Raw genomic sequence first — 14,898 nt, forward strand, 5'->3', positions numbered from 1 at the left:
ACGCCCGGTTACATTCCGAACCCGGAAGCTAAGCCTTTCAGCGCCGATGGTACTGCAGGGGGGACCCTGTGGGAGAGTAGGACGCCGCCGAACAAATTTTGACCTCAACCCCCGGACTGTGTTCGGGGGTTGAGGCATTTCTGCGTTCAGGAGACCCCTGTGCCGCCGGCCGTCCGGGCTGAAGGTAAGGTCATGGGGCCATCGTCAGCTCGTTCCCACAGGAGGCCCCCGGGTGGAGGTCCAGGAGACCCGCGTTCAGACGGACCGGGTACTCACCATCCCCAACATCCTCAGCATGGCTCGCCTCGTCGGCGTACCCCTGTTCCTGTGGTTGATCCTGCGGCCCGTCTTCGGCGGACCCAACAGTGACGGCTGGGCGCTGCTCGTGCTGGCGCTCAGTGGTGTCAGCGACTATCTCGACGGGAAGCTCGCGCGGCGCTGGAACCAGATCAGCAGTCTCGGTCGACTGCTCGATCCCGCCGCGGACCGGCTCTACATCCTTTCCACCCTTCTGGGCCTCACCTGGCGGGAGATCCTTCCGCTCTGGCTGACCCTCGCCCTTTTGGCCCGTGAGCTGATGCTCCTGGTGATGGTGGGCATCCTCCGCCGGCACGGCTATCCGCCGCCGCAGGTGAACTTCCTCGGCAAAGCTGCCACTTTCAACTTGATGTACGCGTTCCCGTTGCTGCTGCTCAGTGACGGAGAGGGATGGCTTGCGTCACTCGCCGAAGTTTTCGGGTGGGCCTTCGCCGGATGGGGTACAACTCTGTATTGGTGGGCAGGGATCCTCTACGTGGTCCAGGTCCGTCGACTCGTGAAGGCGGATACCGCGGCCGATTGAGCCCGTCCGTCCTGTGCCTGGCAACGACGCCGGCCGGATGAAGACGCCTAAGGGCCATTGAGCGGACAGGTGAAGTCGGCAGGACCGTCGTCTCTTCAAGGAGGACGCTTCCGACATGAAGGCCGTCGTGATGGCCGGTGGCGAAGGCACGCGCCTTCGCCCCATGACCTCGAGCATGCCCAAGCCTCTTCTGCCGGTCGTGAACCGGCCGATCATGGAGCACGTCCTGCGACTGCTCAAGAGGCACGGTCTCAACGAGACCGTCGTCACCGTGCAGTTCCTCGCCTCTCTCGTCAGGAATTACTTCGGGGACGGCGAAGAGCTCGGAATGGAGCTCACCTATGCCAACGAGGAGAAGCCGCTCGGCACCGCGGGGAGCGTGAAGAATGCCGAGGAGGCGCTGAAGGACGACGCCTTTCTCGTCATCTCGGGGGACGCGCTCACCGACTTCGACCTCACCGATCTGATCCGCTTCCACAAGGAAAAGGGCGCGCTCGTCACGGTCTGCCTGACCCGGGTGCCCAATCCTCTGGAATTCGGCATCACGATCGTCGACGAGGAAGGCAAGGTCGAACGATTCCTGGAGAAGCCGACCTGGGGCCAGGTCTTCTCCGACACGGTGAACACGGGCATCTACGTCATGGAGCCCGAGGTCTTCGACTACGTCGAGGCGGACGTTCCGGTGGACTGGTCGGGTGACGTCTTCCCGCAGCTGATGAAGGAAGGCAAGCCGATTTACGGCTATGTCGCCGAGGGCTACTGGGAGGACGTGGGCACCCACGAGAGCTACGTGAAGGCCCAGGCGGACGTCCTGGAGGGCAAGGTCGAGGTCGACATCGACGGCTTCGAGATCTCGCCCGGCGTGTGGGTCGCCGAAGGCGCCGAGGTCCACCCCGACGCCGTGCTGCGCGGGCCGCTGTACATCGGCGACTACGCCCAGGTGGAGGCCGGCGCGGAGGTGCGCGAGCACACCGTGATCGGGTCCAACGTCGTCGTCAAGAGCGGCGCCTTCCTGCACAAGGCCGTCATCCACGACAACGTCTACATCGGGCAGCAGAGCAATCTGCGCGGCTGCGTCGTCGGCAAGAACACCGATGTGATGCGGGCCGCCCGGATCGAGGACGGGGCCGTCATCGGGGACGAGTGCCTGATCGGTGAGGAATCGATCGTGCAGGGCAACGTCCGGGTCTACCCGTTCAAGACGATCGAGGCCGGCGCCTTCGTCAACACCTCCGTCATCTGGGAGTCCCGCGGCCAGGCGCACCTCTTCGGGGCCCGTGGCGTGTCGGGCATCATCAACGTGGAGATCACGCCCGAGCTGGCCGTGCGGCTCGCCGGCGCGTACGCCACCACGCTGAAGAAGGGCGCGACCGTCACGACCGCGCGCGACCACTCCCGTGGTGCCCGGGCGCTGAAACGGGCGGTGATCTCGGCCTTGCAGGCCGCCGCCATCGACGTACGCGACCTGGAGAACGTGCCGCTGCCGGTGGCGCGGCAGCAGACGGCGCGCGGCTCGGCCGGCGGGATCATGGTGCGCACGTCGCCGGGTGCGCCGGACTCCGTGGACATCATGTTCTTCGACGAGCGGGGCGCGGACCTGTCGCAGGCGGGCCAGCGCAAGCTCGACCGGGTGTTCGCGCGCCAGGAGTACCGGCGGGCGTTCCCCGGAGAGATCGGCGACCTGTCGTTCCCGGCCAGCGTGTTCGACTCGTACACCGGCTCGCTGCTGCGGAACGTGGACACGTCCGGCATCGCGGAGGCGGGCCTGAAGGTGGTCGTGGACGCCGCCAACGGAAGCGCGGGTCTCGTGCTGCCGAGTCTCCTCGGCCGGCTCCAGGTGGATTCGCTGACGATCAACCCGGGTCTCGACGAGTCGCGGCCCACGGAGTCGGCGGAGAGCCGGCGGGCCGGTCTCGTACGGCTCGGTGAGATCGTCGCCTCGGCGCGTGCCGCGTTCGGGGTGCGCTTCGACCCCGTCGGCGAGCGGCTTTCGCTGGTCGACGAGCGGGGCCGGATCATCGAGGACGACCGGGCGCTGCTGGTGATGCTGGACCTGGTGGCGGCCGAGCGGCGGTCGGGCCGGGTCGCGCTGCCGGTGACGACCACGAGGATCGCCGAGCAGGTCGCCGCGTACCACGGCACACAGGTGGAGTGGACGACGACCTCGCCGGACGACCTGACCCGGGTCGGCCGCGAGGAGTCGACGATCTTCGGCGGTGACGGCCGTGGCGGGTTCATCGTGCCGGAGTTCAGCAGCGTCTTCGACGGTGCGGCGTCGTTCGTACGGCTCATCGGTCTGGTGGCCCGTACGCAGCTCACGCTCAGCCAGATCGACGCCCGGATCCCGCGCGCGCACGTGCTCAAGCGGGACATCGCCACCCCGTGGGCGGTGAAGGGCCTGGTGATGCGCCGGGTGGTGGAGGCGGCCGGTGACCGGTCCGTGGACACCACCGACGGTGTGCGGGTGGTGGAGGCCGACGGGCGCTGGGTGATGGTGCTGCCCGACCCGGCGGAGGCCGTCACCCATCTGTGGGCGGAGGGGCCGGACGACGGCTCCGCGCAGGCGCTGCTCGACGAGTGGTCGGCCGTCGTCGACAGCGCAGGTCACTGAGCCGGGGGCGGACGGACGAGGCGTCCGGGCCGGGAGGTACGCGTCGGTACCTCCCGGCTCTTCGGTGGGGCCATTCGGCGGTAGGGCGTGCGACGTGCGACGATGTGCGGCATGTCGCAGCAGCCCCCCGTTCGGAGCACAGGAACGCCACCTCCGCGTCCGGACGCGTCCATGTCGCTGCTGAACAACGTGATCGACCACGCTCTGGACGACGGTTACGCGGAGGCCTCGGCCCGGCGCGCCGCCGAGGGCGGTGGGCTGCCCCGTACGATTCGGGCCAAGCTCGGGCTCGCGGCGGGCCTGGTGCTGGCGGCGGCCGTCGTGACGCTGGGTGCCGCCGAGGCGCGGGTGTCCGCGCCGGTGGTCGCCAAGGAGCGGCAGGAGCTGATCGACCGGATCGAGTCGGAGACCTCGGCCGCGGACGGGCTGGAGCGGGACGTCGAGCGGATCCGCGACGAGGTCGGCGAGCGGCAGCGCAAGGCGCTGGAGCAGCACGGCGGTGACCAGGCGGAGCTGGTGGCACTGCTGTCCGGGGCGACCCCGGTGCACGGGCCCGGCGTGAAGCTGGTCGTGGACGACGCCAAGGGCACCGACACGGGTGGCGGCGGTCCGCGGGAGAGCAGTGGTTTCTCCGACACCGGGCGGGTGCGCGACCGTGACATGCAGCGGGTCGTGAACGGTCTGTGGGAGTCGGGTGCCGAGGCGGTCGCGATCAACGGTCAGCGGCTGACGGCACTGTCGGCGATCCGGGCGGCGGGCGACGCCATACTGGTCGACAACAGGCCGCTGGTGCCGCCGTACACGATCCTCGCCGTCGGCGACGGACAGCGGCTGAGCACGGCGTTCCAGGACAGCGCCGACGGCCAGTACCTGCACGCGCTGCAGGAGAACTTCGGGATCCGTACGAGCATCTCGGCGGAGGGCGACGTGCGTCTGCCGGCCGCGTCGAGCCTGATCGTACGTACAGCAGAGCCGAGGGGAGCCGGGGCGGCGAAGGCCACCGGGCAGGCCACGGCCGACACAGGGAAGGGCACATCTTGATCGCCGTACTGGGCCTGATCGTGGGAGTCGTGGTCGGACTGTTGGTCCGGCCCGAGGTTCCGGCGGTGGTCGAGCCCTATCTTCCGATCGCCGTGGTCGCCGCCCTCGACGCGGTCTTCGGCGGACTGCGCGCCATGCTCGACGGGATCTTCGTCGACAAGGTCTTCGTGGTGTCGTTCCTGTCGAACGTGGTCGTGGCGGCGCTGATCGTCTTCCTCGGTGACAAGCTGGGCGTCGGTGCGCAGTTGTCGACCGGTGTGGTCGTCGTGCTGGGCATCCGGATCTTCTCGAACGCCGCCGCCATCCGTCGGCACGTGTTCCGGGCGTGAGGCCGATGAGCGAGAACGAGCACGAGAACGAGAACGCGAGCGCGAACGGGCGGGACGGTCAGCCGGCGCGGGAGCCGGGCGAGTCCGGCGCGCCGCAGCCGCGACCGCAGTCGCACCCGGGCGCCCAGCCCCAGCCGCGACCGCAGCCGGGCCGGCAACCGCAGCCGGGATCCCAGCCGGGCCCGAAGCCGGGCGCCCAGCCGCAGCCGCAGCCTGGCCCGCAGCCCCAGCCGCGGCCCGTGCCTCCGTCCCAGCCTCCGTCCGGGGCCGTACCCCCGTCCCAGCCCGCGCCGCAGCCGTCGTCGGCGCCCGCGACCCGGTCCGAGCCGTCGGTGACCGGGCGGCAGCGGCTGGCCGCCAGTCTGTGGCCGCCGCGGGTGACGCGGGCCCAACTCGTCGTCGCCCTGCTGCTGTTCGTCCTCGGCCTCGGTCTGGCCATCCAGGTCCGGTCGACGAGCGACAACAGCGCGCTGCGCGGCGCCCGCCAGGAGGACCTGGTGCGGATCCTCGACGAGCTCGACGACCGCACCCAGCGCCTGGAGGACGAGAAGACCCGTCTGGAGAGCCAGCGCAACGAGCTGGAGTCCAGCTCGGACCAGGCCGAGGAGGCCCGCAAGCAGACCCAGGAGAAGGAGCGGCAGCTCGGCATCCTGGCCGGTACGGTGGCCGCCGAGGGTCCCGGGATCACGCTGACGATCACGGACTCCGCCGGTGCCGTCGAGTCGGACATGCTGCTCGACGCCATCCAGGAGCTGCGGGCGGCCGGCGCGGAGGCGATCCAGGTCAACGACGTGCGCGTGGTGGCCGACAGCTACTTCTCGGGCAGCGGACGAGACATGTCGATCGATGGAACGCAGGTGGCCGCTCCGTACGTCTTCAAGGTCATCGGGAAGCCGGAGGATCTCGAGCCCGCGCTCAACATCCCCGGCGGCATCGTCCAGACGTTGGAGAAGGAGCAGGCCACGGCCAGGGTGGAGCGTTCCGGGAAGATCGTCGTCGACGCCTTGCGACCTGCGAAGCGGCCTGACTACGCTCAGTCGTCCTCGCAGTGAGGCGGGGCTCGATGACGGTCGCGCGGCAAGGGCATGACCTTGCGGGGGGTCGCCGCACCACATGGGTGGTGCGTGGTGGAAACTGTCGAGTGGATACGGACGTTGTGAAGATGTCCGGGTCGGCAGGTGTGTTCAGTCAGGGTTCGTCCTGCCCCACGGGCGGGTCTGTTTCGGTCAAGGGGAATCGCCCGTGAAGTTGTTTGCGAAGTTGTTCGGCAAGAGCGGACGCGAGGACGGCGGCGACGCCAGGCATCGCGCGCCGCGTCACGCCCAGAGCGAGGAACAGGGCGCCGAGCGCCCGCTCTTCCGTGACGAGGTCGGTGGCCAAGGTGGAGACATTCCGGGCACACAGGGCGCGTCTTCTGTTGACCCTGCCGGTGCCGGGCGCATAGGTTTCGGAGAACCATCAACCTCAAGTACGGGTGGAGGGTTTGCCTCCGATCCGTACGCGACCCAGACCTCCGCGGGGCAGCCGCGGCAGGAGGACGCGTCCATGCCGGTGTGTACGAGGTGCGGTCACCGTAATACGGCGGACAGCCGTTTCTGCTCCCACTGCGGAACGCCGCTGCGTGGCGGAGTCGCGCCGGAGCGTGCTTCCGAGACGACCTCGACGATCTCCATCTCGGGGCTCGAGGCCTACGACTCGGAGGTCACCGGCCAGACCGCGCTCCCGGCGCTCTCGGCCGAGGCGCTGGCGGCGGTGGAGGCCCTGCCGACCGGCTCGGCGCTGCTGATCGTGCGCCGCGGTCCGAACTCGGGCAGCCGCTTCCTGCTGGACGGCGAGCTGACCACGGCCGGCCGTCACCCGCAGAGCGACATCTTCCTGGACGACGTGACCGTGTCGCGCCGTCATGTGGAGTTCCGGCGCCAGCCCGACGGCACCTTCACGGTGTCGGACGTCGGCAGCCTCAACGGCACCTACGTCAACCGCGAGCCGATCGACTCGGTCGTGCTCTCCAACGGTGACGAGGTGCAGATCGGCAAGTACCGGCTCGTGTTCTTCGCGAGCCAGCGGGGCGTGTGACGCCCCGGAGAACCTTCAGGGAAGGTCCATGCTGCGTACACCGACGGGCGGTGCCGGTCCCGGCACCGCCGCCGCGGGCGAACGACTGGTCAGCATCGGCACGGTGCTGAGCCAGTTGCGCGACGAGTTTCCCGAAGTGACCATCTCCAAGATCCGGTTCCTGGAGGCCGAAGGGCTCGTCGAGCCCCGCCGCACGGCCTCCGGGTACCGGAAGTTCAGTCCGCAGGACGTGGAGCGGCTCGCCCAGATCCTGCGGATGCAGCGGGACCACTACCTCCCGCTCAAGGTCATCCGCGAGCACCTGGACGCCCTGGCCCGGGGTGAGCAGGTCAGGCTGCCCTCGCCCGCGGGTCCGTCGCGCGACCTGCTCGACGGGGCCTGGGACGGGGAGGCCGAGCGTCCCACCGCGGCGCGGGTCGGCCGGGCGGAGCTGCTCGCCGCCGCCGAGGTGACCGAGGCCGAGCTGGCCGACTGGGAGTCGTACGGACTGATCGCCCAGGCCGAGGGCGGTGGCTACGACGCCGAGACCGTCACCGTCGCCAGGCTCGTGGCGGATCTGGGGAGATTCGGTCTGGAACCCCGGCACCTGCGGGCCGTGAAGGCCGCCGCCGACCGGGAGGCCGGTCTCGTCGAACAGGTCGTCGCGCCGCTGCGTCGGCACCGCAATCCGCAGACCAGGGCCCATGCGGAGGCCACCGCGAAGGAGCTCGCGGGCCTCTCCGTACGCCTGCACGCGGCACTGGTCCAGACCGCTCTCGGGCTCCGGCTGCAGTGAACCGGGGACGGCCTTCGGACGGCCCGACTACCCAAACCGGGCGGGCACGTCCTAGGGTTGCTGTGTGAACGAGCTCGACGTTGTGGGTGTCCGGGTGGAAATGCCCTCCAACCAGCCGATCGTGCTCCTGCGTGAAGTGGGAGGCGACCGGTACCTCCCCATCTGGATCGGACCGGGGGAGGCGACCGCGATCGCCTTCGCCCAGCAGGGCATGGCCCCGGCCAGGCCGCTGACGCACGACCTCTTCAAGGACGTGCTGGAGGCCGTGGGGCAGGAGCTCACCGAGGTCCGCATCACGGACCTGCGCGACGGCGTCTTCTACGCCGAGCTGGTCTTCGCCAGCGGTGTCGAGGTGAGTGCCCGGCCGTCCGACGCGATAGCGCTCGCCCTGCGCACCGGGACGCCGATCTACGGCAGCGACGGGGTGCTCGACGACGCGGGGATCGCGATTCCGGACGAGCAGGAGGACGAGGTGGAGAAGTTCCGCGAGTTCCTCGACCAGATCTCGCCCGAGGACTTCGGGACGAGCAACCAGTAGTCCGCCGGACTCGCCCGGGGCCCGTCCGGCCGCGGCCGGGGAGCGGCCCCGAGGCATTCGAGTAGCCTTTCCCCGACACGGGGCACGGGAAACCACTCTTCGGGTGATTATCACTCGGCGTGCCGAGTGTGGCGATCGTTGACGCACCCCGAGTGACTGCCTACCTTCGTGTGGGCAGGTCAAGGACGGAGGGTCGGCGTGATGAGCAGCGGCGACGGTACGGCAGGGGGCTTCCTGGGGCGCGCCCCCGGGGAGAAGGGCCCGTATCCGCTTCACGGCAGTGTGGGCGACCTCGGTACGGACGCCGGCGCGCCCCCGGCGGCCCCGGGCGAGGCCCAGGAGACCGTCGGCTACCGCGGTCCCACGGCCTGCGCGGCGGCCGGCATCACGTACCGGCAGCTGGACTACTGGGCGCGCACCGGCCTCGTCGAGCCGAGCGTGCGGCCCGCCTACGGTTCCGGCACGCAGCGGCTCTACAGCTTCCGTGACGTCGTCGTTCTGAAGATCGTCAAGCGTTTCCTGGACACGGGGGTCGCGCTGCAGAACATCCGGGCGGCGGTGCAGCACCTGCGGGCCCGCGGATTCCGCGATCTGGAGCGGATGACCCTGATGAGTGACGGCGCGACGGTCTACGAGTGCTCGTCGCCGGACGAGGTGGTCGACCTGCTGCAGGGCGGTCAGGGCGTCTTCGGCATCGCCGTGGGAGTGGTCTGGCGGGACGTGGAGGCGGCGCTGTCGCAGCTCCACGGCGAGCGCGTGGACACCGGCGAGACGCTGATCGGGCACAACCCGGCGGACGAGCTGGCGCGGCGGCGCCGGGACCGGGCCGTCTGACCCCGCGGCTCCGCGCCCGGCGGAACCGGTCCGTACGCGCGTGCGGGCCGGTTGTCAGTGGTGTGGGGCAGCATCGGAACCGTGAGAGCCGCGCCCACGATCCTGCATCTCGACATGGATGCCTTCTTCGCCGCCGCCGAGCAGGCGTCGAAGCCCAGCCTGCGCGGAAAGCCCGTGATCGTGGGCGGGCTCGGGCCGCGTGGTGTGGTCGCGACCGCGTCGTACGAGGCACGGCGCTTCGGCGTGCACTCGGCGATGCCGATGGCGCAGGCGCGGCGGCTCGCGCCGAACGCGGCCTATCTCGTGCCGCGCTTCGCCTTCTACCGGGCGATCAGCGGCCAGGTGATGGAACTGCTCGGGCGGCTCTCGCCGCTCGTCGAGCCGCTCAGCCTGGACGAGGCCTTCGTCGACCTGGAGGCCGGGGGCGTCGCCGACGACGGCGCGAGCGCGCGGGCGGCGGGGGAGCGGCTGCGGCGGGACATCCTCGCCACCACCGGTCTCACCGGGTCGGTGGGTCTGGCCGGCTCGAAGATGCTCGCGAAGATCGCCTCGGAGGAGGCCAAGCCGGACGGGCTCGTGCTGATCGAGCCGGGCACGGAGCGGGAGCTGCTCGGGCCGCGTTCGGTGCGGATCATCCCGGGCGTCGGGCCGGCGACCGGGGAGCATCTGCGGCGGGCCGGGATCACGACGGTGGCCGAGGTGGTGGAGGCCGGCGAGGACGAGCTCGTACGGCTGCTCGGGAAGGCGCACGGGGCCTCGCTGTACCTGATGGCCCTCGGGTACGACGACCGGCCCGTGGTGGCCGAGCGGGACGCGAAGTCGGTGTCCGTGGAGGACACCTTCGACGTGGACCTGCACGACCGGCTGCGGATCCGGCTGGAGGTGGAGCGGCTCGCGGAGCGGTGTGTGGCGCGGCTGCGGGGATCCGGGCACTCGGGGCGGACGATCGTGCTGAAGGTGCGGCGTTACGACTTCTCGACGCTGACCAGGTCCGAGACGCTGCGGGGGCCGACGGACGACCCGGTGGTGGTGCGGGAGGCGGCGGCGCGGCTGCTGGACCTGGTGGACACGACCGGTGGTGTGCGGCTGCTCGGCGTCGGGGTCAGCGGGCTCGCGGACTACACGCAGGAGGACCTGTTCGCCCAGGCGGAGGCGGAGGCGGAGGCGGAGGTGCGGGCGGAGGCCGGTGCCGTGGAGGGTGCGGGAGACGCGGAGCGGGCCGAGGAGGGCGTCGGTGCCTCCTCGGCCGTGGCGCCCGCGCCTGTGACGGCCACGGAGCGGGTCGAGCGGCGCTGGGCTCCCGGGCTCGACGTACGGCACGCCGTGTACGGGCCCGGCTGGGTGCAGGGCAGCGGCGTCGGCCGGGTCACCGTCCGCTTCGAGGAGCCGACCTCGGCGCCCGGCCGGGTGCGCACCTTCCCGGTCGACGATCCCGAGCTCGAGCCCTCGGACCCGCTGCCGCTGGTCCCCGGCGGCGCGACGGGTGCGGCGGCGTAGCCCCGCCGGGGCGCGCGGGGCGGGAAGGGTGCTTCAGGACTCCTCCTGGCCCGCCAGACGGCCGAAGTCGCGGGGCTCGGTGTCCTGGGGCGGGGGCGGCAGGGCGAGGCTGTAGTGGCGGTAGAGCTGGAGTTCCTGCTCGGGGGAGAGGTGGCGGCCGACGCCGAAGTCGGGGGCGTCCTTGATGAGCGCGCGCTCGTACGGGACGTGGAGGCCGTCGCCCGCCAGCTCGCTCGGCTCCAGGGGGACGAACGCGTCCCGGCTGAACAGGCCGGTGCGGACGGCGGCCCATTCGGGGACGCCCGTCGCGTCGTCCAGGTACACCTCGTCCACGGTGCCGATCTTGTGTCCGTTCCGGTCGAACGCCTTGCGGCCGATCAGGCTGCGCGGATCGATGTCGGTCTGCACGGTCCCTCCAACTGGTCGCAACTGCTCTACAAGCACTACGAAAGTGCACATCTGGGATGTCGGCCACTTGAGCGATGGGAGAAGGAACGGCGCTGGTAGGCTGGCTGTGGCTGTGGACCCCGCGCGGGAGAGTCCTCCGGAGAAGGCTTCCGGAGGCGCCGAAGGAGCAAATCCTCCCCGGAATCTCTCAGGCACCCGTACCGCGCGGACGAGGTCACTCTGGAAAGCAGGGCGGGCGTCGACGGCATCCGCTCTCACCGACGGTGAAAGCCGGCCTGCCCGCAGGGCACGCCGGTGAAGCTCTCAGGTTGAGATGACAGAGGGGGAGGCCGTCCGGGCACCCGCGCCGAGGTGCCCCTCGCAGGTCGTGACGACCAGGAGGCCCCCGTACATGACCGCCAACCGCATTCCGCTCTCCGAGCTCGAGCAGGGAATCCCCTTCGAGCAGCGGCACATCGGGCCCGACGCCGAGGCGCGGGCCAAGATGCTCGCCCAGGTCGGTTACGGCTCCCTCGACGAGCTCACGGCCGCCGCCGTGCCGGACGTCATCAAGAACGCCGAGGCCCTGGCCCTGCCGGGGGCCCGCACCGAGGCCGAGGTGCTGGCCGAGCTGCGCTCCCTCGCCGACCGCAACCAGGTCCTCGCCCCGATGATCGGTCTGGGCTACTACGGGACCTTCACCCCGCCGGTCATCCTGCGCAACGTCATGGAGAACCCGGCCTGGTACACGGCGTACACGCCGTACCAGCCGGAGATCTCGCAGGGCCGTCTGGAGGCCCTGCTCAACTTCCAGACCGTGGTCGCCGACCTCACCGGTCTGCCCACCTCCGGCGCCTCGCTGCTCGACGAGGGCACCGCCGCCGCCGAGGCGATGGCGCTGTCCCGCCGGGTCGGCAAGGTCAAGAACGGCGTCTTCCTGGTCGACGCGGACGCCCTGCCGCAGACCATCGCCGTCATCGAGACCCGCGCCGAGCCCACCGGCGTCGAGGTCGTCGTCGCCGACCTGTCCGCCGGCATCCCGGCCGAGATCGCCGAGCGCGGTGTCTTCGGCGTCCTGATCCAGTACCCGGGTGCCTCCGGTGCCATCCGTGACATCAAGCCGGTCATCGACCAGGCCCACGAGCTCGGCGCGATCGTCACCGTGGCCGCCGACCTGCTCGCCCTGACGCTGCTGGCCTCGCCCGGCTCGCTCGGCGCGGACATCGCCGTCGGCACCACCCAGCGCTTCGGCGTCCCGATGGGCTTCGGCGGTCCGCACGCCGGCTACATGGCCGTCCAGGACAAGCACGCGCGCTCGCTGCCCGGCCGCCTCGTCGGCGTCTCCGTCGACGCCGACGGCAACAAGGCCTACCGTCTGGCCCTGCAGACCCGCGAGCAGCACATCCGCCGCGAGAAGGCCACCAGCAACATCTGTACGGCGCAGGTCCTGCTCGCCGTGATGGCCGGCATGTACGCCGTCTACCACGGCCCCGAGGGCCTCAAGGGCATCGCCCGGCGCACCCACCGCTACGCCGCGATCCTGGCGGCCGGTCTGCGGGCCGGAGGCGTCGAGCTCACCCAGGGCGCGTTCTTCGACACCCTCACCGCCCGTGTCCCGGGCCGCGCCGACGCCGTCGTCGCCGCCGCCCGCGAGGGCGGCGTGAACCTGTACCGCGTCGACGCCGACCGGGTCTCCGTGTCCTGCGACGAGACCACCACGCGGGCGAACCTCGCCGCCGTCTGGGCCGCCTTCGGCGTCGAGGCCGACACCGAGGCCCTGGACGCCGTCACCGAGGACGCGCTGCCGGCCGACGCGCTGCGCACCGACGCGTACCTGACCCACCCGGTGTTCCACGCGCACCGCTCCGAGACCGCGATGCTGCGCTACCTGCGCAAGCTGGCCGACCGCGACTACGCGCTCGACCGCGGCATGATCCCGCTCGGCTCCTGCACCATGAAGCTGAACGCGACCACCGAGATGGAGCCGGTGACCTGGCCCGAGTTCGGCCAGATCCACCCCTTCGCCCCGGTCGAGCAGGCGCAGGGCTACCTCACGCTCATCACCGAGCTCGAGGAGCGCCTGGCCGAGGCCACCGGCTACGACAAGGTGTCGATCCAGCCGAACGCCGGCTCGCAGGGCGAGCTGGCCGGTCTGCTCGCGGTCCGCGCCTACCACCGCGCGAACGGCGACACCCAGCGCACGGTCTGCCTCATCCCGTCCTCCGCGCACGGCACCAACGCCGCCTCCGCGGTGATGGCCGGCATGAAGGTCGTCGTCGTGAAGACCGCTGAGGACGGCGAGGTCGACGTCGAGGACCTGCGCGCCAAGATCGAGCAGCACCGCGACGAGCTCGCCGTGCTGATGATCACCTACCCGTCCACGCACGGTGTGTTCGAGGAGCACGTCTCCGAGATCTGCGGCCTGGTGCACGAGGCCGGCGGCCAGGTGTACGTCGACGGCGCCAACCTCAACGCCCTGGTCGGCCTGGCCAAGCCGGGTCACTTCGGCGGCGACGTCTCGCACCTGAACCTGCACAAGACCTTCTGCATCCCGCACGGCGGCGGCGGCCCGGGCGTCGGTCCGGTCGCGGTGCGCGCGCACCTCGCGCCGTACCTGCCGAACCACCCGCTGCAGCCCACCGCGGGCCCGGAGACCGGCGTCGGCCCGATCTCCGCCGCTCCGTGGGGCTCCGCGGGCATCCTGCCCATCTCCTGGTCGTACGTCCGCCTGATGGGCGGCGAGGGCCTCAAGCGCGCCACCCAGGTCGCGGTGCTCGCGGCGAACTACATCGCCAAGCGCCTGGAGCCGCACTACCCGGTGCTCTACACCGGTCCGGCCGGACTGGTCGCGCACGAGTGCATCATCGACCTGCGCCCGCTGTCGAAGAGCACCGGCGTCAGCGTCGACGACATCGCCAAGCGTCTGATCGACTACGGCTTCCACGCGCCGACCATGTCGTTCCCGGTGGCCGGCACGCTGATGATCGAGCCCACCGAGTCCGAGGACCTCACCGAGATCGACCGCTTCTGCGACACGATGATCGCGATCCGGGCCGAGATCGAGAAGGTCGGCTCCGGCGAGTGGCCGGCCGAGGACAACCCGCTGCGCAACGCCCCGCACACCGCGGCGGCGCTCGGCGGCGAGTGGAACCACGCGTACACCCGCGAGGAGGCGGTGTTCCCGGCCGGCGTCTCGGCCGCGGACAAGTACTGGCCGCCGGTCCGCCGGATCGACGGGGCGTTCGGCGACCGCAACCTGGTCTGCTCCTGCCCGCCGCTGGACGAGTACGACAACTGAGCATGACGAGAGGGCCGGTTCGGAGCGTGTCTCCGGGCCGGCCCTCGGCTTTTCCCGTCCCCGTACGGGGCGGTCGGACGGCCGTCAGGCCGCCGTCGTCACTCCGGACGCCGTCAGCGGGCGGTGCGGGGCGATGATCTGCCCGTCCGGCAGCAGCTCACCGGTGTCCTCGAAGAGGAGGACGCCGTTGCACAGCAGGCTCCAGCCCTGTTCCGGGTGGTGCGCCACAGGGCGGGCGGCCTCCCGGTCGGCGGAGTCGGCGGTGGGACAGGCGGGCTGGTGCTGGCACATGGAGGAATTCTTTCGCTGCGTCGTGGTGGATGTCCTGCGGCTCTTCGTCGGCATGGCCGCCCCCGTCGGTCGGTTCGGTTCCGGTCCCCAGTCTTGCCCTACGGACGGCATTCCGCAGGGATTTCGCGGCAGCTCGTCCTCTCCTGGGAAGACGCATCACCCTCAGGGGCGGTTCGGGTCAACCGCCCCGTCACTTAGGGGGGTTCGGGGTGGTCCCAGTGGGCTAGTCCGAACGGGACCCGCCTCGGACAGCAGTGGGGGCCCGGAACACAGGGGGTTCGGGGGGGAGCGGCGCAAAGGGGGGGGGGGGGGGACGGACGCTGTGCTTCCTGGGGAGGCGAAGAGAGGGGGGGGGGTTGGGAGACAGGCCGCCACAAGGG

The 14,898-nt window shown here is 70.9% G+C and carries 13 protein-coding genes, 1 rRNA gene and 1 riboswitch; of the genes, 12 read left to right on the plus strand and 2 right to left on the minus strand.

From position 1 onward, the window contains the following. The 11 genes from rrf to ACFWJO_RS31200 all read left to right on the plus strand — a co-directional run. Positions 1-93 (plus strand): 5S ribosomal RNA (gene rrf / locus ACFWJO_RS31150); the annotation flags it as partial. 139 nt (positions 94-232) lie between these two features. Further along, positions 233-841, plus strand: a complete 609-nt coding sequence (locus tag ACFWJO_RS31155) for a CDP-alcohol phosphatidyltransferase family protein (RefSeq protein ID WP_384423157.1) — start codon at positions 233-235, stop codon at positions 839-841. 115 nt (positions 842-956) lie between these two features. Further along, complete coding sequence (locus tag ACFWJO_RS31160) at positions 957-3,452, plus strand: sugar phosphate nucleotidyltransferase (RefSeq protein WP_386870539.1); 2,496 nt, start codon at positions 957-959, stop codon at positions 3,450-3,452. Positions 3,453-3,563: 111 nt separating this feature from the next. Further along, positions 3,564-4,493: a DUF881 domain-containing protein gene (locus tag ACFWJO_RS31165; RefSeq protein WP_386870541.1), complete on the plus strand. Its 930-nt coding sequence runs from the start codon at positions 3,564-3,566 to the stop codon at positions 4,491-4,493. Further along, positions 4,490-4,822: a small basic family protein gene (locus tag ACFWJO_RS31170; protein ID WP_015032176.1), complete on the plus strand. Its 333-nt coding sequence runs from the start codon at positions 4,490-4,492 to the stop codon at positions 4,820-4,822. Before ACFWJO_RS31165 ends, ACFWJO_RS31170 begins: the two co-directional genes overlap by 4 nt. Positions 4,823-5,061: 239 nt before the next feature. Then, positions 5,062-5,874 carry a DUF881 domain-containing protein gene (locus tag ACFWJO_RS31175; RefSeq protein WP_386870645.1) on the plus strand — a complete coding sequence of 271 codons (813 nt, stop codon included), beginning with the start codon at positions 5,062-5,064 and terminating at the stop codon, positions 5,872-5,874. Between the two features lie 61 nt (positions 5,875-5,935). Next, positions 5,936-6,898, plus strand: coding sequence for an FHA domain-containing protein (locus tag ACFWJO_RS31180; protein ID WP_386870543.1), 963 nt, complete (start codon positions 5,936-5,938; stop codon positions 6,896-6,898). 28 nt (positions 6,899-6,926) lie between these two features. After that, positions 6,927-7,673: a MerR family transcriptional regulator gene (locus ACFWJO_RS31185; RefSeq protein WP_386870545.1), complete on the plus strand. Its 747-nt coding sequence runs from the start codon at positions 6,927-6,929 to the stop codon at positions 7,671-7,673. A gap of 64 nt (positions 7,674-7,737) precedes the next feature. Then, positions 7,738-8,211, plus strand: coding sequence for a bifunctional nuclease family protein (locus ACFWJO_RS31190; protein ID WP_128976543.1), 474 nt, complete (start codon positions 7,738-7,740; stop codon positions 8,209-8,211). A 201-nt stretch (positions 8,212-8,412) separates the two neighbouring features. Then, positions 8,413-9,045, plus strand: coding sequence for a MerR family transcriptional regulator (locus tag ACFWJO_RS31195; RefSeq protein WP_386870547.1), 633 nt, complete (start codon positions 8,413-8,415; stop codon positions 9,043-9,045). Between the two features lie 81 nt (positions 9,046-9,126). Then, positions 9,127-10,542, plus strand: coding sequence for a DNA polymerase IV (locus ACFWJO_RS31200; RefSeq protein WP_386870549.1), 1,416 nt, complete (start codon positions 9,127-9,129; stop codon positions 10,540-10,542). A gap of 33 nt (positions 10,543-10,575) precedes the next feature. Here the strand turns inward: ACFWJO_RS31200 and ACFWJO_RS31205 are convergent, their stop codons facing one another. After that, positions 10,576-11,001 (minus strand): PRC-barrel domain-containing protein, encoded by a 426-nt coding sequence (locus ACFWJO_RS31205; protein ID WP_386870551.1) that lies wholly within the window; start codon positions 10,999-11,001, stop codon positions 10,576-10,578. 63 nt (positions 11,002-11,064) lie between these two features. Further along, positions 11,065-11,163, plus strand: a riboswitch (glycine riboswitch). 178 nt (positions 11,164-11,341) lie between these two features. Here ACFWJO_RS31205 and gcvP point away from each other — a divergent pair. After that, complete coding sequence (gene gcvP, locus ACFWJO_RS31210; protein WP_386870553.1) at positions 11,342-14,227, plus strand: aminomethyl-transferring glycine dehydrogenase; 2,886 nt, start codon at positions 11,342-11,344, stop codon at positions 14,225-14,227. Positions 14,228-14,311: 84 nt separating this feature from the next. Here gcvP and ACFWJO_RS31215 read toward each other — a convergent pair whose 3' ends face one another. After that, positions 14,312-14,518 (minus strand): DUF5999 family protein, encoded by a 207-nt coding sequence (locus tag ACFWJO_RS31215; RefSeq protein ID WP_384423139.1) that lies wholly within the window; start codon positions 14,516-14,518, stop codon positions 14,312-14,314. Between the last annotated feature and the right edge of the window lie 380 nt (positions 14,519-14,898).

The organism is Streptomyces sp. NPDC127092 (assembly GCF_042722475.1).
Classification (GTDB): Bacteria; Actinomycetota; Actinomycetes; order Streptomycetales; family Streptomycetaceae; genus Streptomyces.